This window comes from Parvibaculum sp. (assembly GCF_030694575.1).
Classification (GTDB): domain Bacteria; phylum Pseudomonadota; class Alphaproteobacteria; order Parvibaculales; family Parvibaculaceae; genus Parvibaculum.
Window position 1 is genome coordinate 62,500 of record NZ_JAUYUS010000094.1, and the last position, 17,586, is coordinate 80,085.

Genomic DNA, 17,586 nt, shown 5'->3' on the forward strand with positions numbered 1-17,586 from the left:
GCCTGCCCGCGCCTGGCCTGCCCGCGCTTGGCGCGGGCGGGCGTGAGCGTGTAGGTTCCCGCCAAACGACATTCACAAGGCGAGGACTTCATGGTCGAGGCGGTCATCTGGGATTTCGGCGGCGTGCTCACATCGAGCCCGTTCGAGGCGTTCAACCGCTACGAGGCGGAACGCGGGCTGCCGAAGGATTTCATCCGCGGCATCAACGCGGTCAATCCCGACACCAATGCCTGGGCGCTGTTTGAGCGCAGCGAATGCACGCTGGACGATTTCGACCGGTTGTTTGCGGAGGAATCCGAAGCCAAAGGCACGCGCATTCCGGGCCGCCACATCATCGAGCTTCTGTCGGGCGACATCCGCCCCGAAATGGTGACGGCGCTGAAGCGCTGCAAGGAACGCGCGAAGGTCGGCTGCATCACCAACAACGTGTCGGCGGGGCATGGCGCCGGCATGGCGCGCTCCGGCGACAAGGCGGCCGCCGTTGCCGAGGTCATGTCGCTGTTCGACCATGTGATCGAAAGTTCGAAAGTCGGCATCCGCAAGCCCGATCCGCGCATCTACGAGATGGCCTGCGAGGCGCTTGGCGTTTCCCCTGCGTCATCGGTTTATCTCGACGATCTCGGCATCAACCTGAAACCGGCGAAAATGCTCGGCATGACGACGATCAAGGTGGTGACGCCGGAACAGGCGCTGAAGGAACTGGAAGAAGCCGTCGGCTTTCCGCTTTCCTGACAGGCCGCTTGAGATAGGCGGCGCAAGAGGCCTAAGCTTTCCTCAAAAGAACATATGAGGAGGGACCCATGCTCAGGCCGCAGGCGAAGGCGATCGATCTCAACGGCAAGCCCGATCTGAAAGACCCGGACCTCTATCTGCACGAGCAGCACCACGAGGTGTTCCGCCGCTTGCGCGCGGAGGAGCCGGTCTACTGGAACCCGGAAGCGGACGGCGCGGGCTTCTGGGCGGTGACGCGCTATGACGACATCGAGGCGATCTCCAAGAACCCGAAGCTCTTCTCGTCGGCCAAACACAATGGCGGGCATCGCATCTTCAACGAGAACGACATCGACGGAAACGATACCGACGCCAGCATGATCTCGATGGATCCGCCGGAGCATGCAGGCTACCGGCGCATGGTGACGCCGGGCTTCGTGCCTAAGCGCATTTCCAACATGGAGGACCGCATCCGTGCGCGCGTGACGCGGCTGCTCGATGCGATGCCGAAGACGGGCGAGGCCGAATTCATTTCCGCCGTCGCCGCCGCGCTCCCGATCGAAGTGCTGGCCGAACTTTTCGGCGTGCCGGAGAGCGACGGGCCGAAGCTTTTCGAATGGTCGAACGCGACCGTGGGCGAGGACGATCCGGAGCTGCGCGTCTCCGACGAATACATGCGCCAGTGCATTCTCGAAATGGCGGGCTATGCAGCGGGGCTCTGGCAGCAGCGGCTGGAGAAGCCGGGCGACGATCTCATTTCCATGCTCGCGCATTCGAAGATCGGCGGCGAGGCGATGAACTTCCCGACCTATATCGGCACCTTCATCCTGCTTGTCGTCGCGGGTAACGAGACAACGCGCAATTCGATCTCGGGCGGGCTGCTCGCGCTTTCGGAAAATCCGGAAGAGCGAAAGAAGCTGCTCGACGATCCGTCGCTGATCCCGAGCGCGGTGCAGGAAATCGTGCGCTGGGTGAGCCCGGTTCTCCATATGCGTCGCACGGCGACGGAAGACACGGAGATACGCGGGCAGAAGATCGCCAAGGGCGACAAAATCGTGATGTGGTACGCCTCGGCGAACCGCGACGAGGATCAGTGGGCCGATCCCTACCGCTTCGACGTCGCGCGCTATACGAGGCCCAACGTGCCGACGCAGATCGGCTTCGGCGTCGGCCAGCATTTCTGCCTCGGCTCACGGCTCGCGGAATTGCAGCTCACGATACTCTTCGAGGAGTTGTTGCGCCGCTTCCCGGACATCGCGGTCTCGGGGCCGATCCGGCGGCTGCGCTCGAACTTCATCTACGGCATCAAGGAAATGCCCGTCAGCTATACGCCGGAACGCTGAGGCTCAGAGCGGCGCGCGGGTGAAGGGTATCTTCAGCTGGCCGATGAAATCCGCCGGCATCTCGTTCTCGATGCCGATATCGGCGGGCGGGCGGCGGTTCGGATTGATGTAGGTGCCGAGGATCATGTCGAAGAGCATCAGGTTCTCGCCGTAGTTGCGATTGCCCTCGTCGAGATTTCTCGAATGATGCCAGCGATGCGTCTGCGGCGTGTTGAAGACGTAGCTGAGCCAGCCGCAGCGCATGTCGATATTGCAATGGGTGAGGATGCCGACAACGGCCGTCACCGCGCTCACCATCAGCAGCACCGGCTGCGACGCGCCGAGCAGCAGCAATACGGGGATGCCGACGAGAAGCCCGGTCATCGTATCGACGGGGTGGAAGCGGCCGGTGTTGAAGAACCAGAGCCGCGTGACGCTGTGATGGACGGCGTGGAAGCGCCACAGCCACGGCCATTCATGCGCGAGCCGGTGCTTCCAGTAGAGGCCCGCCTCGACGAGGACGAGGCCGAGCGCGATCTGCGCCGGGAGCGGCCAGCTCTCCGGCCAGAAGGGGCTGTCGGCGGGCTTTACCCATTCCGCGATCCCCATGAAGACGATGACGGTGACGATGACCTGCGCGATGCCCTTGCTCAGCAGCGTATGCGCGAGGTCGGGGCCCATCTGCCCGTCATTTTCCAGCCAGAGTGCCTCATGCGGCATGACGCGTTCCAGCAGCGCGATCGTAACGGCGAGGCCGAGATAGGCGAGATTGAACGCGAGAATGCCGTGCCCCGTCTCCATCCCCAGATAGATCAGCGCCAGCGACGTGCCCGCGAGAAGCGGCCAGAGCAACCGCGAAACCATAAGCTGCATACCGGTCCATGCCCCCAATTGCCGTCACTTTAGCAGCGTCGCGGCGGGGAGGCATAAAAAAAGGCCGCCGGGACAACCGGCGGCCTTTCGTCGTTTCGGATGCCGGCCTTAATGGACCGGGGCACTCTTCGCCCGGGCGACCGGACGCTTGCGCGGGAACAGCATCTCCAGCACCACTGCCAGCGCAGGCAGCACGGTGATCGCCATAATCATGTTGACCATGAACATGAAGGAGAGGAGCAGGCCCATATCCGCCTGGAATTTCAGGTCGGAGAAAGCCCAGGTCGATACGCCGACCGCCAGCGTAAGCGCCGTGAAGAACGTCGCCATGCCGGTTTCCAGCAGCGCCTGCCGGAAAGCGTCGGTCACGTTCAGGCCTTCGCCCAGATAGTAGGGGATGCGGTTGTAGATGTAGTAGGCGTAGTCGACGCCGATGCCGACCGCGAGCACCATCACCGGCAGCGTTGCCACGGTCAGGCCGATCTGCAGCACTTCCATGAACCAGTAGCCGAAAAAGGTGCCGAAAGTGAGCGGCAGGCAGCAGGCGATGACGGCGCGCCAGTCGCGATAGGTCAGCGTCACCAGCGCGATGATGACGGCATAGACCCACATCATCATCGGCAGTTCGGTTTCGGTGATCTCTTCGTTCACCGCCGCCTGGACGCCCATGTTGCCGGAGGCGAGACGGATGTTGACGCCTTCCATCGGATGGGCGGCACGCCATTCCTTCACCGCGTTGACGGCGTTCTTGATGGTCGTCGCCTTCGCGTCCTTCAGATAAATCATGTGCGGAAGGATCGTGCAGGTCTGGTTGTAGAGCGCGCCCGCACCCGGCACCGTATTCGACGCCTGCGCCAGCGCCGGACGATTGCGCGGAATGTCCTTCCATTTGAGGTTGCCCTCGTTCCAGCCGGCCGCCGAGCCCTTGATCGCGAAGGGCAGCGAGACGACGAGCGTCACGTCGGGGACGTTCTGCATCGCCCATGAGAACTGGTTGAGATATTTCATGTAGGAGTAGGTCACGCAGCTGTCCGGCGGCGTTTCGACCACCACCGTCAGCACGTTGAGGCCGAGCGCGAAGCTGTTGGCGATCTCCGTCGAGTCCACATTGTAGCGCGCGTCGGGCCGAAGCTCCGGCGCACCTGCATGCAGCGCGCCGACATGGCGGTTCATGCCCTCATAGACGGCGATGCCGAAGAGCGTCGTCGCGCCGATCAGGATGACGACGGCCCAGCGCGGCGTGGCGACGAAACCGAGGCCCCGCATGATCTTGAGGCGCACTTCGCGCGAGCGCGTCACGCGATCGCGGAAATCCTCGCCGAACTTCAGGTAGCTCACGAGAAGAGGCAGCATGATGAGGTTGGTGGCGATCTTCAGCACCACGCCGATCGAGGCCGTGATGGCGAGTTCGCGGATCATGGGCACGGGGATCAGATAGAGCGTGCCGAAGCCGACCAGCGTCGTGATGAGGGCCATAGAGCCCGGCACCAGCAGACGCGAGAAGGCGACGCGCGCGGCCTGTTCCGCATTGGCGCCGCCACTGATCTCGGCCGTGATGAGGTTGATCTGCTGCACGCCGTGACTGACGCCGATGGCGAAGACGAGGAACGGCACCAGCACGGCCAGCGGATCGAGCCCGTAGCCGAGAAGATTGAGCAGGCCGAATTGCCAGACCACCGATGTCAGCGAGGCGAAGAGCGTCGCCGAGGTCAGCAGCACCGAGCGCGAATAGAGGTAAAGCGCGAGCGCCGTCAGGATGAAGGCGACGATGAAGAACTTCACGACCGTGCTCGCACCGTCGGCGATGTCGCCGATCAGCTTCGCGAAGCCGATGATGCGGACGGTATATTGGTCGTTCTCGTATTTGTCGCGGATCTGTTTCTCGAGCTTGGCGGCCAGATCGAAATAGTCGAGCGGCTGACCGGTCGAGGGGTCGTAGTCCTGCAGTTCGGCGACGACCATCGCGGATTCGAAATCGTCGGCGACGAGGCGGCCGACGAAGCCGCCGCGAATGACGTTGCTCTGGATTTTCTGGAGGTTCTCGGGCGTCATCGAGTCGGCGGTGACCTTGCCCGAGATCACGTCGTCGGCGCTGATGCCGTCCTCGGTGATTTCGATGTAGCGCGTGTTAGGCGTCCAGAGCGATGTCACGGTGTGGCGCGACACGCCCGGCAGGAAGAAAATGTCGTCGGTGAGTTCCTTGTAGGTCTTGAAGAATTCCCTCGTCCAGACCGTTCCCTCATTCGGGGCCAGCACCACGATGATGCGATTGGAGCCGAAGAGCTGGTCGCGATACTGCTGGAAGGTCTGAATATATTCGTGGCCGACGGGAAGCTGCTTGTCGAAACCCGCCGTCATGCGGAGGCCGGTAGCGTAGTAGCCGGCGAAGAGAGTGAAGACCAGCAAGCCCAGCAGGATCAGCGCGCGGAGCCGGAAGACAACATTTTCGAGAAATTTAATCATCGACTGTACCTATCGTTCCCCTCGCCGCCGTCCCTCGCCGGGCACGCGGCACCGTTGCAAATCGCAGTTCGGCCCGAGGCGCGGAGACGACGGCTCACGCATGGGCGAGCGTCTTTCAACCGCGGCCGAGAGCCGGCCTTGTCGCTTCCGGAGGATCGTCCGCCTTGCAAGCGAACAGCGGCACATGGGCCGCCCCTCCCCGATTTCCGCGAGCGATACGCATGCCGGAACGCCGGCGGCGCCATCGCCCATAATTTTCCGTCGGGGGTCTGCCCCCTCCCAGGATGCCGCATCTCTTCTCCCCGGCACGCAAAGCCCCCGCGCGGCCAGGACGGACAGGTCATCCACTCCTTCCCAAATATCACATGCGGAGGCGTTTTGTAACCGGTGCGTAGTGCGAATCCGCGAAGTTTACCTTGATACCGTCCCGGTCATACAAAGTTGACGCTACCGTCATTTTCCTCTTGACCCTGAGGCACCCGACCTTATTCTCCCGGGAAAGAGACAGACCGGCGGCGGGTCCCGCACGTCCGGCACATCCCGCGTTCCCGGCGACCCCCGTCCCGGCGATATTTTCTGGAGGACCGATGACCGAAATTCGTCAGATCACCAAAGACGACGCCTATGACGCCGTTGCGCCGGACGATTTCCCCGCGATGATGCAGCCGGAGCGTTACGGCGCCCGGTCCACCGCGTTCGACAAGATCATCTCCGCGACCCATGACCATTTCTGGGATCCGCTGGACGTGAAGTACATCGACTTCACCGAACCCTTCGATCTCGAGAACCAGATGGTGATGCCGCCGGAACTGATGCCGGAGCTTCGCCTGCCCTGCTTCGAGAAGCTGACCGAAAAGCAGCGCGTGAAATTCGCGAATGAAAGCGCGCGCTGGATGCTTTCCTCGATCCTGCACGGCGAAGCCGGCGCGCTGGCGCTTTCCGCCTCGCTCTGCCACATCCTGAAGGATCCGGGCGCGCAGGAATATGCCGCCAACCAGACCCGCGAAGAAGCCCGCCATGTGACGGCCTTCGCGAAATACGTGCAGGCGCGCTGGGGCAAGCCGCTGGCCGTCGGCCCGACGCTGGGCGGCCTGCTGACCAACATCGTCAACGCACCCGAGGTCTACAAGAAGATCGTCGGCATGCAGATGCTGGTTGAGGGCCTGGCCATGGGCGCCTTCGCGACGCTTTATGCGAAGTCGAACGATCCGCTCCTCGTCAAGCTCACGCAGCTCGTGATGACGGACGAAGCCTTCCATCACAAGTTCGGCAAGATCTGGGCCGACCGCACGATCCCGAACCTGTCGGAAGAAGAGCAGAACATCATCGAGGACTGGGCGGCCGAGTGCTTCCAGACGCTGCTGTTCAACCTCGTGAACCCCGAGCAGAAGCAGGCGATCTACGGTGAGTTCGGTCTCGAATGGCAGCAGGTTCAGCTCGAGATGCTCGAAGCCTTCGGCGATGAAGACCGCCGCGAGAGCATGAAGGAAGGCACCAACATCTTCCGCGTGCTCATCAAGACGCTGCTCAAGGCCGGCATCATCACCGACCGCACCAAGGCCTTCTACGCCACTTATGTGGACATGGAAGAGCTGCGCCATGAAGGCGACCGCATGGTCGGCGACGACATCGCGGAAGACGGCATCCGCTATCTGCAGAAGATCAACTTCGGCGCCAATGTCGACTCGCTGAAGAATGTGAGCCTGTCGGCCGCCGAGTAACGACGCCGTATTGTTGCGTACCGCGTAAGCAAACGGAGACGGTAGCGAGTTCCCTCAACTCGATCCCCAAACTGGGCGGTTCCTTCGGGAACCGCCCTTTTTATTTGCGACGGGACGCGCCGTCATTCTCCTTCTCACCCTCTCCTTGCCGGAGGGTAAAAAAAACAGAGCCGCAAAAAAGAATGCCGGGCACGGATTTCTCCGGCCCGGCTGTTCCTGTCGCGATACGGCGTCAGTGCTTGCGCTTCGGCACCACGACCATCAGTTCCTCGTAGCCCTTGACGAAGCTCGAGTGAACGCGGACCGGCTCCTGCAGAACCTCGATGCGCTGATCCGGCCAGCGCTTCATGATCTCTTCCCAGGTGATGCGGAGCTGCATCTCGGCAAGACGGTTACCCACGCAGCGGTGGATGCCGAAGCCGAAGGAGAGATGCTGACGCGCGCGATCGCGGTCGATCACGAGTTTGTTCGGGTTGTCGATCACGGTCTCGTCGCGGTTGCCCGAGACGTACCACATGGCAACCTTGTCGCCTTTCCGGATTTTCTTGCCGTCGAGCTCGACATCCTCAAGCGCGGTCCGGCGCATATAGGCGAGCGGCGTCTGCCAGCGGATGATCTCCGCCACCATGTTCGGAATGACGGAGGGGTCTGCCTGCAGCTTCGCATACTGGTCCGGGAACTGGTTCAGCGCGTAGAGGCCGCCCGTGAGCGAGTTGCGCGTCGTATCGTTGCCGCCGACGATCAAGAGGATCAGGTTTCCGAGATACTCCATCTTGTCCATGTTGCGGGTCGACTCGCCATGCGCGAGCATGGAGATAAGGTCGTTGCCCGGCTCGCGCGCGTTCACGCGCTCGTTCCACAGGCCGATGAAATATTCGGCGCATTCCAGAAGCTCGGCGCGGCGCTGATCTTCCGTTTCGATGAGACCGCCTTCCATCGGCGTCGCGGTGGCGACGTCGGACCAACGGGTCAGCTTGCGGCGTTCCGCGAAGGGGAAGTCGAACAGCGTGGCGAGCATCTGCGTCGTGAGTTCGATCGAGACGCGGTCCACCCAGTTGAAGGGTTCGTTCTCCGGCAGTTCGTCGAGAATGCGCGAAAGGCGCTCGCGGATCGTGCCTTCGAGCTTGGCGAGATTGCCGGGCGCCACGATCGGGCTTACCACCTTGCGCTGCTCGTCATGCTTGGGCGGGTCCATGGCGATGAACATCGGCAGCTTGAAGTCCTCGTCCGGGTCGCGCAGCACGATGCTGCCTTCCGAAGAGAAGACCTGGTGGTTCGTGTCCACCGCCATGATGTCCTTGTAGCGCGTGACCGACCAATAGGGCCCGACTTCTTCATTGACCGTGCTGTAGTGGACGGGCGCCTCGGCGCGAAGGCGCTCGAAATAGGGCCACATCGTATTGGTCTTGAAGAGCATCGGATCGGCGGGGTCGAGCTGATCGAGCGGCGTCGTGTAGGCCTTCTCGCGCGCCTCGTCGATTTCGTATTTTACCGCTGCATCGCTCATGGGTTTCCTCCGGCTTGTTCTGAAGTTCCGTTGCGTCAAGGATAAGCCGCAAGTGCGGACTTGTCATACGCAAAATGACGCAGGTGTCACTTTTCTTGTTGTTTCACACGGAAGCCTAGCATGACGGATCGGGCTTGAAAATGACGGAGGCGTCATTTTCAACCAGAATCTGACTCTTTTTCGTTGCCCGGTCAGTCGCCGAAACGCCGCCTCGCGGCCAGCGCCAGCCCCGTGGCGACCGAGGTGAGTTCGCCGCCGCCGGCGAGCTTTTCCGCGCCGAACCGGGCGGCGAAGAGGCCTCGCACGGCCGGAATGAAGGAAGAGCCGCCGGTCAGGAAGACGCGGTCGACGCGCTCCGGCGCCGTCCCCGTTTCCTCCAGCAGCCGGTCGACGCAGATCGAGATTTCGGCAAGCTCGGGCGCGATCCAGCTTTCGAAATCCGCCCGCTTCACCGGCGCGTCGATCGTCACCGGATCGAGATCGAAGCGGAGCCGCGCCTCCGCCGCCCCGGACAAGGCGATCTTCGCGGCCTCCACCGCCTGGTAGAGCGTGAAGCCGCGGTCCTCCGAGATGAGCCGCGACAGCGCCGCCACTTCATCGGCGGCTTCCGCCGTCTGGCCGATCTCCTCCAGCATGCGCCGCGTCTTGCGCGTGTTGATGAGGCTCAATTCGTGCCACCGTTTCATGGTGTCGTAGGGCCATGACGGCACGGGCAGCACCTTCGTGCCGCTTTTGTAATTCGTGCCCTTGCCGAGGCGCGGCGCGACGCAGTGCTCGATGAGGCGCGCGTCGAACGCATCGCCCGCGAGGCCGACACCCGACACACCGACGATGGTTTCGCCGCGTGCCTTCAGCGCGCGCGTTGCCGGACCGACATGCAGCAGGCAAAAGTCGCTGGTGCCGCCGCCGAAATCGCCGATCAGCACAAGCTCGTCGCGGGCGAGAGATGCCTCGTAGCTATAGGCCGCGGCCACCGGCTCGAATTCGAAATGCACGTCGGGAATGCGCACGCCGTGCAGCGCCTCGCGCAGCCGCGCCACCGCGAGTTCGTCATGCGCGCCGTCCGCCATGCCGAGGCTGTTGCGCACGAAGCGGGCTGGACGGCCCACGACGACCGGACCCTTCAGCATCGCCTCCGACAAGGCGTCCGCCTCCACCGTCGCGTCGACCAGCCGCGCGACGATGAAGCCGACGAGATTTTCCAGCGTGAAACGGCTGTTGAATATGCTCGTCGAGGTGAAGTTCGGATTGGCGAGATAGGATTTCACCGACTGGATGAGCCGCCCGTCCGCGCCCCGGTCCAGATAGACGTCCATCGCCTCCGGCCCCGCGAAGGCATGCGGCCGGCCGTTCGGGTCGCGTTCCTCGTCGTCGAAATAGAGGATCGAGCGGAAGGTGTTCAGAAGCTCGTTCCGGTGGCGCACGGGCACGAGCCGCGCGGCGCCCTCGGGCGAGGCGACCGCCAGCGCGCTGTTGGTCGTCCCGAAATCGAGACCGATGAAATCGAAGGACATGAGAGCACCTCGTATCCGTTTGGCGGATCGCCACGGCGATACATCTGAGGGGTGGGGCCTGGTCCGGCCGGAGCGAAAAGGGGCGCGAGAGATACAGAAACCGGCCCTGTTTGTCCAGCGGGCGCCCGATTTTCAGCCCTCTGCGCAAAATGACGCAGGCGTCATTTTTGTATTGTTGTGCGGCGCACCAATACCCACACTCAGGCTGTGGCTAATTGACCGGCCCCGAAGCCGGCACCGCAACGGAGCGTGGAGAGACAGATGACCGATATCCGCCAGATCACCAAGGACAACGCCTATGACGCCGTCTCGCCGGACGACTTCCAGGCGATGATGAATACCGAGCGCTACAACCGGCGTTCCTCCGCCTTCGACAAGATCATCTCGGCGACCCACGATCATTTCTGGGATCCGATGGACAAGCGCTACATCGACTACACCGAACCCTTCGACAGCGAAAACGAGATGCTGATCGATCCGGAACTCGTGCCGGAACTGAAGCTCGCCTCGTTCGAGAAGCTGTCCGAGAAGGAAAAAGTCCGCTTCGTCAACGAGACGGCGCGCTGGATGATGTCCGCGATCCTGCATGGCGAGCAGGGCGCGCTCAATCTTTCCGCCTCGCTCTGCCACATCCTGCTCGATCCGGGCGCCCAGGAATACGCCGCCAACCAGGCGCGCGAGGAAGCGCGTCACGTGACCGCCTTCGCGAAATATGTGCAGGCGCGTTTCGGCAAGCCGCTTCCCTGCGGCGAGACGCTGGCCAACCTCCTCTCCGAAATGGTCAATGCGAAAGAGGTCTACAAGAAGATCGTCGGCATGCAGCTTCTCGTCGAAGGCCTCGCGATGGGCACCTTCGCGACCTTCTTCAACACGGCGCGCGATCCGCTGCTCGTGAAGCTCTGCCAGCTCGCCATGACGGACGAGGCCTTCCACCACAAGTTCGGCAAGATCTGGGCCGACCGCACGATCCCCAAACTCTCCCAGGAAGAGCGGGACATCATCGAGGACTGGGCGGCGACCGTCTTCCAGACGCTCCTGTTCAACCTCGTGAACCCGGAACAGAAGAAACTGATCTATGCCGATTTCGGTCTCGACTGGCGCGAGGTTCAGGCCGAGATGCTCGAAGCCGTTACGGACGAAGACCGGCGCGAGGGCATGAAGGACGCGGCGAACGTCTTCCGCGTGCTGGTCAAGACGCTGCTCAAGGCCGGCATCATCACGGACCGCACACGCGCCTTCTATGCGATCTATGTCGACATGGAAGAACTGAAGAACGAAGACGACCGCATGGTCGGCGACGACATCGCGGAGCAGGGCATCGACTTCCTGAAGACGGTGAACTTCGCCAAGAAGAACCCGCTGTCGAGCGTCGCTGCCGAATAGAATTCCCCGAAGGGTCCTCTCAACCACAGAACGCGTGGTCGGGGAAAAACTCAGGGCGGTTCGGAAGAACCGCCCTTTTTTCTTGTAGTTCCGGGCGGTTCGCAAGAACCGCCCTTTTTTCATGTCACCCTGCTAGGCTGCCGCGATGAACGATCTTCCCGACATCCCCGATCTTCCGTCCGGGCCCTGGCCGCTCATCGGCGAAGGTCTCTGGAGCTCCATCCACGATCTCGGCGACGGCACGGTGCTGAAGCTCGTGCGCCGTCACGCGGGCGGAACGGGCGGCCTCGGTTCCGGCGTCGCGCTTCACCGCCGCGAAGTGCTGGCGCTAACATTACTCGGCGGCGAGGAAAACGATTTCTTCCGCGTGCCCGCGCTCATCGGCGAAGGCGCATTCGACAGCGGCGCGCATGCCGGCTGGCTCCGCATGTCCCATCTGCCCGGCACGGCGCCCGATGCCGGACGCATCCTCTACGCTCCGCCCGAAACGCGCGATGCTTTTGGCGAAAGGCTCGGCGCCGCCATTGCCGAATTCCACATCGCCGCCACCGCGCACGCGCAAGCCGCGAACTCGAAGCTCGGCGACAGTATCGCCCGCAGCATCACGCTCGCCCGCGACCGCTTCGGCCAGCCGGACGATCACCGCGCGGCCGATACCGTGCTCGCGGCCTGGGCGGGGGAATGCGAAGCCGGCCCGCTCGTCTTCGTCCATGGCGACGTCAACCTCTCCAACGTCATGGACCCGGGGCCGCGCGCGGCGCCCGGCCTCGTCGATTTCGCGGAAGCGGGCTTCAGCCTCGCCGAAGCCGATTTCCGCCATATGGACGGCTGGGGCCCGTTGCGCGACGCGGTCTTTCGCGGCTATGCGGCACGCAGCGGCCATGCGCCCGACATGCGCCGCGTTCATCTCGCCTCCGCCGCCAACGCGCTCTGCACCATCGCCATCGAAGGCGGCTCCGGACATCCGCGCGAGGCGATGCGCCGGCGCGGCCAGCTCGAACACTGCCTGGAGGCGGCAGGGCTCTCCTGACCGCCTTGTGCGATTGCCTCACCGGCGCACCGCGCCTAGTTTGATGCGCATGGCGAAAGACGATCTTCCAGACCTGCCCGACATGATGACGGACGAGTTCCGTCTGTTCGACGGTCGTCAATCCGCGATCGCGGCAGGCGTGCAGCGCGGCTGCTGCCGGCTGTTGGCGCAGATGGGCTATGCGGCGGTGACGGAGCTCTCGCTCGCGACGGGACGGCGCGTCGACATCATGGCACTCGGACCGAAAGGCGAAATCATCGTGCTCGAAATCAAGTCGAGCCTGGTCGACTACCGGACGGATGCGAAGTGGGAGGAGTATCTCGATTTCTGCGACCGCTTCTATTTCGCGGTGCCGCCGGAATTTCCGCGCGAAGTCATTCCCGGAGAAGTCGGCCTCGTCATCGCCGACCGCTTCGGCGCGGAAATCCTGCGGGAAGGCCCGCACGCGCCGCTGCCGCCCGCGCGCCGCAAGAAGCTCACACTCCACGCAGCGCGCGTGTCGGCCCGGCGCGTCCACCGGTTTCTCGATCCGGAGTGAGGCGCCAACCAAAGCCGGATATCAAGAGGTAAACATCACCCGCGATACCAGGGCGAGCTTGGTCCCGAAGAGCACCACCGCCGCAATCTGCATACCGAGAAAGAGATTCTGATCGATCACCCGCCTCGCAAAGCCGAGCCTGCCGGAGATCAACTCTTCAATGTCCTCGCGCGACGCGAGTTGTTCGGAGAGAAACTTCGCTCTCATATCCACGATACCGGATTTCCTGTGCCCGCCCTGCTCGACCTTGAAGCTCGTGAAAACCCGGTCCTCCGGCGGCAACCCCCGTTCGACCGAACAGATTTCCTGGTGCACGTGCGTCACGTCGCGACCGCGCGCCTTTATGACCTTTTGAAGATTGTCATTGGAGAAAAGCGCCACGAGAAAAACAACGGCGGCAATCGCCAGCGAGGTGAACAAGGCGAGATGGTCGCCGGAGTCGCGCGGAAACTCGAGCAGAACGCCCAATGCGATCAACAAAAGAGATTGAAAGGTCACATTGATCGAGCGGTAGGACTGGAGAAGGCCTTCCTGCCAAACGGCCATCTGAAGCAGCGTGTCCCGTCGCTGCAGTGTCCGCGTGTCCGTCATGCGGCCACCCTACTTCGGCGCGCGCTTCGCCAGTATCCGCTGCAATGTGCGGCGGTGCATGTTGAGGCGGCGGGCGGTTTCCGAGACGTTGCGGTCGCAGAGCTCGTAGACACGCTGGATGTGTTCCCAGCGCACGCGGTCCGCCGACATCGGGTTCTCGGGCGGGCCGGCCTTTTCGTCGCCGGTCGCGAGCAGCGCGGCTTCGATCTGGTCGGCATCCGACGGCTTGGCGAGATAGTCGACCGCACCGAGCTTCACCGCCGTCACCGCCGTCGCGATATTGCCGTAACCGGTCAGCACCACGATGCGGGCGTCGGGCCGCACCTCTTCCAGCGTCGCCACCACGTCGAGCCCGTTGCCGTCCTCGAGCCGCATGTCGACCACCGCGAAGCCCGGCTTTTTCGAGCGGGCGAGTTCCTTGCCCTCCTTCACGGTGCTGGCGGTGGTCACCTCGAAGCCGCGGCCTTCCATCGCGCGGGCAAGCCGCGTCAGGAAGGGGACGTCGTCGTCGACCAGCAGCAGGGTCCGGTCTTCAGGGATGGCGGGTGTTTCGTTTTCAGGCGCGTCGGCAGGTTTTGTCACGTGGTCGTCCAATCTCTGTCGGAATTGGCGTGATTCTAGGCCGGATGGCACATTTTAGCCAGTCCGGGAAAGCTTCCGCTCAGATGGTCTCTCTCACGCTCCCGGCCACCGGAAAGGCGGGCTCCGCCTCGATGGCGCGGCGCGGCCAACGCATGGCAAGACGGGCACCTCCCTTGCCGTCGGTGCGGTTGGCGATCTCGACGGTCGCGCCCGTGCGCTCCAGCAGCGTCTTGCCGATGAAGAAGCCGAGCCCCATGCCCTCATGGCCGCTGTCGGGATCGGCGGCGGCGTTGCGCTTGCGGGGCCGCGTCGTGACATAGGGTTCGCCGAGCTTTTCCAGCACGTCGGGCGCGAAGCCCGGGCCGTCGTCGGTGATGACGATCGAGATATGTCCCTTGCCGTAATAGGCGGTGACGGCCACTTCCTCGCGTGCGAAATCGGCGGCATTTTCGATGAAGTTGCCGAGGCCATAGAGCATTTCCGGGCGGCGCCAGATTTCCGGTTCGCTCGCGCCCTCTTCGTCCGCGACGACATCGATGCGGAAGGTCACGTCCATATCGCGATGGGGCGCCACCACCTCGTCGAGCAGCGCGTGCAGCGGCAGGCGCGAATAGATGACGTCGGTGCCGTCCGGCTGGCGCGACAAGCGCGAGAGAATGTCCTTGCAGCGTTCGGCCTGGCTGTGAAGGAGCGCGAGATCCTCCTTCATGTCACTCTCGCTCACACCGCCACGCATCAGCTCCTTCGAGACGAGCGAGATGGTGCCGAGCGGCGTGCCGAGTTCATGCGCGGCGGCGGCTGCGAGGCCGTCCAGCGCGGAGAGGCGCTGCGCGCGGGCGAGCACAAGCTGCGTCGCGGAGAGCGCGGCCGACATGCGCCGCGATTCCTGCGAGATGCGCCAGGCATAGGCCGCCATGAAACCGAGGCCGAGCAGCAACGCCAGCCAATGGCCGGTGACATAGAGCGAGGGCAGGTGCGGCTCCTCGTCCGGCCGCCACGGCAGCGGCATGTGGAACCAGGCAAGCAGCGTCACATAGGTAAAGGCCTGCGCGAGCAGGAAGCCCGTGCTGCGGAGCGACAGCGTCGTTGCCGAAATCGTCACCGGCGCCATGAAGAGAAGCGCGAAGGGATTTTGCAGGCCGCCGGTCAGGAACAGCAGCACGGCGAGCTGCGCGAGATCGATGGCGAGATAGACCGCCGCCTGCCAGTCCGGCAGGCGCGTCGCCGAGCGGTAGCGGAGCGTGAGGAACACGTTGAGCCAGGCGGATGCCGCAATGACCGCGAGACAGAGGCCGAGCGGCAACGGGAAGCCCATGCCGAAATGGACGACCAGCACGGCACCAAGCTGACCGGCGATGGCAAGCCAGCGCAGGATGACAAGCGTCTGCAGCCGCACCTGCCCGCTCGGATCGCCCGGCGCAATACGGCCCGCCAGAAAGTTCCGGCGCAGCCAGCGCATGCTGCCGCGGTCCTCGATCATGGTCATGGAATCTCTCCGCCAGCGTTTCCCGCGCGCAGTCTAGAACTTCCCGCCCGCTCCGTCATAGCGGGCAGGGGGTCGCAGGGGGAAACGTCCGGGCTCAGATGTTGGAGGGCCAGGTGCCGGCGAGCGGCCGCGTCTCGCCGATCCGCATGATCCATGCGTTTTCGGGTTCGTAGCCCTGCTCGTCCGCCGCCTTGAGGAAGCGCTCCGGCGGCTCGAAGGGCGGCTCCACCGTGAGAAGCACCGTGCCCCAATGCATGCCGACGATACGGCGTGCCTTCAGGTCGCGGCCCATCTGCACCGCTTCTTCGGGCGTCGCGTGGGAGGCCTTCATCATCACCCGCGGCTCGTAGGCGCCAATGCCGAGCAGCGCCGTGTCGAAGGGGCCATAGGCATCGCCGATGTCGCTGAAGATCGGGCCGTAGCCGCTGTCGCCGCCGAAGAAGATGTGATGCGCCTCGCTCTTCAGCGCGAAGCCCGCCCAGAGCGTGCGATTGGTGTCGAAGCCCGAGCGCCGCGACCAGTGGACCACCGGCAGCGCCGTCACGGTCACGCCGCGCGTCTCGTAACGCTCGTGCCAATCGAGTTCGACGACATTCGGGAAACCGCGGTCGCGGAAAAACTTCGCGAGACGAAGCGGAACGATCACCGTCATGCGATGCTTGTGCGGCAACCGCGCCAGCGCGCGCTCGTCGAGATGGTCGTAATGATTGTGGCTGACGATGAGAAGATCGATGGGCGGCAGCGCCGAAATGGGCACGCCCGATTTCACATAGCGGCGCGGGCCGAGCCCGGCCGGTCCGGCGAAAGTCGTGAGGTAAGGATCGGTCAGCACGGTGAGGCCGCCAACGCGGATCAGGAACGAGGCGTGGCCGAGCCAGGTCAGGAAATCGGCATCGGTCTTCGTGTGGGCCTGCAGGTCGCGCACGGCTTCATGGCGCGGCACGACATGGCCTTCCGGCACCTCGACCTTGCGGGCGCCCATCTTCAGCATTTCAAGAAAGAACGGCCCCGCATGACGCATCCGGCCCTGTCCGCGGCTGGCGCAACCGGGCGGATTGCGGAACGTGCCGTCCGGCATGTGGTGCCACGGGCGCGGCTCCGCTTCGGCGACCGCGGCCGCAGCCTCCGCTTTCGCGGCTTTCGATGATGCGCCTCGCTCTTTCATTCGTACCTGATGCCGGTTTTTTCGATCCTATAGAGATAGGGCGCCGGAGCCGCTCAACAAGGGAGCCTGCGGCGCGGGAAGGGAGCCTGCGGCGCGAGGCCGCTGCCGCCGTCAGGCGCCGGCATTCCGCAACAGGTTGGCGATCTCGCTGAAATGGCTTTCTTCGGCGAGATCGAGCGCCGAACGGCCGGTGACGTCGGTGGCGTAGACATCGACGTCGTAGCGGATCAGCAGTTCCACCACGGCGGCGTGGCGGGCGCGCGTCGCGATGAGGAGCGGCACCTCGCGGTTTGCACCCGGCCGGTCCGGGTTGGCACCGGCGGCGAGCAGCGCCTCGGCGATCGCGGCGCGGCCCGCAAGCGCGGCTAGCGACAGCGGGGTGGTGCCGTCGGGCGCGCGGCGGTCGGGATCGGCGCCGTTGTCGAGCAGCAGCTGTACCGTCGAGAGGTGGCCGTTGCCGACCGCGAGGACCAGCATCGGGATACGGTCGGCGCCGCTTTCGTTCGGCGACACGCCCTTGACGAGCGCGGCCTTGAGCGCCTTGTCGTCGCCGGTGCGCGCGGCCTGGACGGTCTCGTTGTCGATGATGTAATTGGTCGGCCCGCCCGGCTGCATCGCCTCGGCCGCCGGCACGCTCCAAAGGGCGAGCGCCACAAGGGCGGCGAAGGGCAGGCCCATACTGCGTGTCATTTTGTCGCCA

15 protein-coding genes are annotated in these 17,586 nt (G+C 64.0%); 6 read left to right on the plus strand and 9 right to left on the minus strand.

What is annotated here, in order from left to right; translation table 11 throughout:
- Positions 1-90: 90 nt before the first annotated feature.
- Both Q8S60_RS13100 and Q8S60_RS13105 read left to right on the plus strand, forming a co-directional pair.
- Positions 91-732, plus strand: coding sequence for an HAD-IA family hydrolase (locus Q8S60_RS13100; RefSeq protein ID WP_305275533.1), 642 nt, complete (start codon positions 91-93; stop codon positions 730-732).
- A 68-nt stretch (positions 733-800) separates the two neighbouring features.
- Positions 801-2,054 (plus strand): cytochrome P450, encoded by a 1,254-nt coding sequence (locus Q8S60_RS13105; protein WP_305275532.1) that lies wholly within the window; start codon positions 801-803, stop codon positions 2,052-2,054.
- A gap of 3 nt (positions 2,055-2,057) precedes the next feature.
- Here Q8S60_RS13105 and Q8S60_RS13110 read toward each other — a convergent pair whose 3' ends face one another.
- The gene (locus Q8S60_RS13110) at positions 2,058-2,906 is read right to left on the minus strand and encodes a sterol desaturase family protein (RefSeq protein ID WP_305275531.1); all 849 of its coding nucleotides are present in this window, start codon (positions 2,904-2,906) and stop codon (positions 2,058-2,060) included.
- 108 nt (positions 2,907-3,014) lie between these two features.
- Complete coding sequence (locus tag Q8S60_RS13115) at positions 3,015-5,369, minus strand: RND family transporter (protein WP_305275530.1); 2,355 nt, start codon at positions 5,367-5,369, stop codon at positions 3,015-3,017.
- 587 nt (positions 5,370-5,956) lie between these two features.
- On the opposite strand from Q8S60_RS13115, the gene Q8S60_RS13120 reads away from it, so the two are divergent.
- Complete coding sequence (locus Q8S60_RS13120) at positions 5,957-7,090, plus strand: diiron oxygenase (protein WP_305275529.1); 1,134 nt, start codon at positions 5,957-5,959, stop codon at positions 7,088-7,090.
- 232 nt (positions 7,091-7,322) lie between these two features.
- On the opposite strand, the gene Q8S60_RS13125 is transcribed toward Q8S60_RS13120, so the two are convergent.
- The gene (locus tag Q8S60_RS13125) at positions 7,323-8,597 is read right to left on the minus strand and encodes a cytochrome P450 (RefSeq protein ID WP_305275528.1); all 1,275 of its coding nucleotides are present in this window, start codon (positions 8,595-8,597) and stop codon (positions 7,323-7,325) included.
- Positions 8,598-8,788: 191 nt separating this feature from the next.
- Positions 8,789-10,111 (minus strand): Hsp70 family protein, encoded by a 1,323-nt coding sequence (locus Q8S60_RS13130; protein WP_305275527.1) that lies wholly within the window; start codon positions 10,109-10,111, stop codon positions 8,789-8,791.
- A 261-nt stretch (positions 10,112-10,372) separates the two neighbouring features.
- Here Q8S60_RS13130 and Q8S60_RS13135 point away from each other — a divergent pair, with 261 nt between their 5' ends.
- The 3 genes from Q8S60_RS13135 to Q8S60_RS13145 all read left to right on the plus strand — a co-directional run bounded on the left by Q8S60_RS13135 (position 10,373) and on the right by Q8S60_RS13145 (position 13,062).
- A complete protein-coding gene (locus Q8S60_RS13135) occupies positions 10,373-11,494 on the plus strand; it encodes a ferritin-like domain-containing protein (RefSeq protein WP_305275526.1) in 1,122 nt (373 codons plus the stop codon).
- 145 nt (positions 11,495-11,639) lie between these two features.
- Positions 11,640-12,524: a phosphotransferase family protein gene (locus Q8S60_RS13140; RefSeq protein ID WP_305275525.1), complete on the plus strand. Its 885-nt coding sequence runs from the start codon at positions 11,640-11,642 to the stop codon at positions 12,522-12,524.
- Between the two features lie 49 nt (positions 12,525-12,573).
- The gene (locus Q8S60_RS13145; RefSeq protein ID WP_305275524.1) at positions 12,574-13,062 is read left to right on the plus strand and encodes an MmcB family DNA repair protein; all 489 of its coding nucleotides are present in this window, start codon (positions 12,574-12,576) and stop codon (positions 13,060-13,062) included.
- A 21-nt stretch (positions 13,063-13,083) separates the two neighbouring features.
- Here the strand turns inward: Q8S60_RS13145 and Q8S60_RS13150 are convergent, their stop codons facing one another.
- From Q8S60_RS13150 to Q8S60_RS13170, 5 genes are all read right to left on the minus strand, one after another.
- Positions 13,084-13,653: a hypothetical protein gene (locus Q8S60_RS13150; protein ID WP_305275523.1), complete on the minus strand. Its 570-nt coding sequence runs from the start codon at positions 13,651-13,653 to the stop codon at positions 13,084-13,086.
- Between the two features lie 9 nt (positions 13,654-13,662).
- Positions 13,663-14,235, minus strand: a complete 573-nt coding sequence (locus Q8S60_RS13155; protein WP_305275522.1) for an ActR/PrrA/RegA family redox response regulator transcription factor — start codon at positions 14,233-14,235, stop codon at positions 13,663-13,665.
- Positions 14,236-14,314: 79 nt separating this feature from the next.
- The gene (locus tag Q8S60_RS13160; RefSeq protein ID WP_305275521.1) at positions 14,315-15,721 is read right to left on the minus strand and encodes an ActS/PrrB/RegB family redox-sensitive histidine kinase; all 1,407 of its coding nucleotides are present in this window, start codon (positions 15,719-15,721) and stop codon (positions 14,315-14,317) included.
- Between the two features lie 94 nt (positions 15,722-15,815).
- Positions 15,816-16,886, minus strand: coding sequence for an MBL fold metallo-hydrolase (locus Q8S60_RS13165; protein WP_305275520.1), 1,071 nt, complete (start codon positions 16,884-16,886; stop codon positions 15,816-15,818).
- A gap of 111 nt (positions 16,887-16,997) precedes the next feature.
- Positions 16,998-17,576 (minus strand): ankyrin repeat domain-containing protein, encoded by a 579-nt coding sequence (locus Q8S60_RS13170; protein ID WP_305275519.1) that lies wholly within the window; start codon positions 17,574-17,576, stop codon positions 16,998-17,000.
- Positions 17,577-17,586 lie beyond the last annotated feature (10 nt).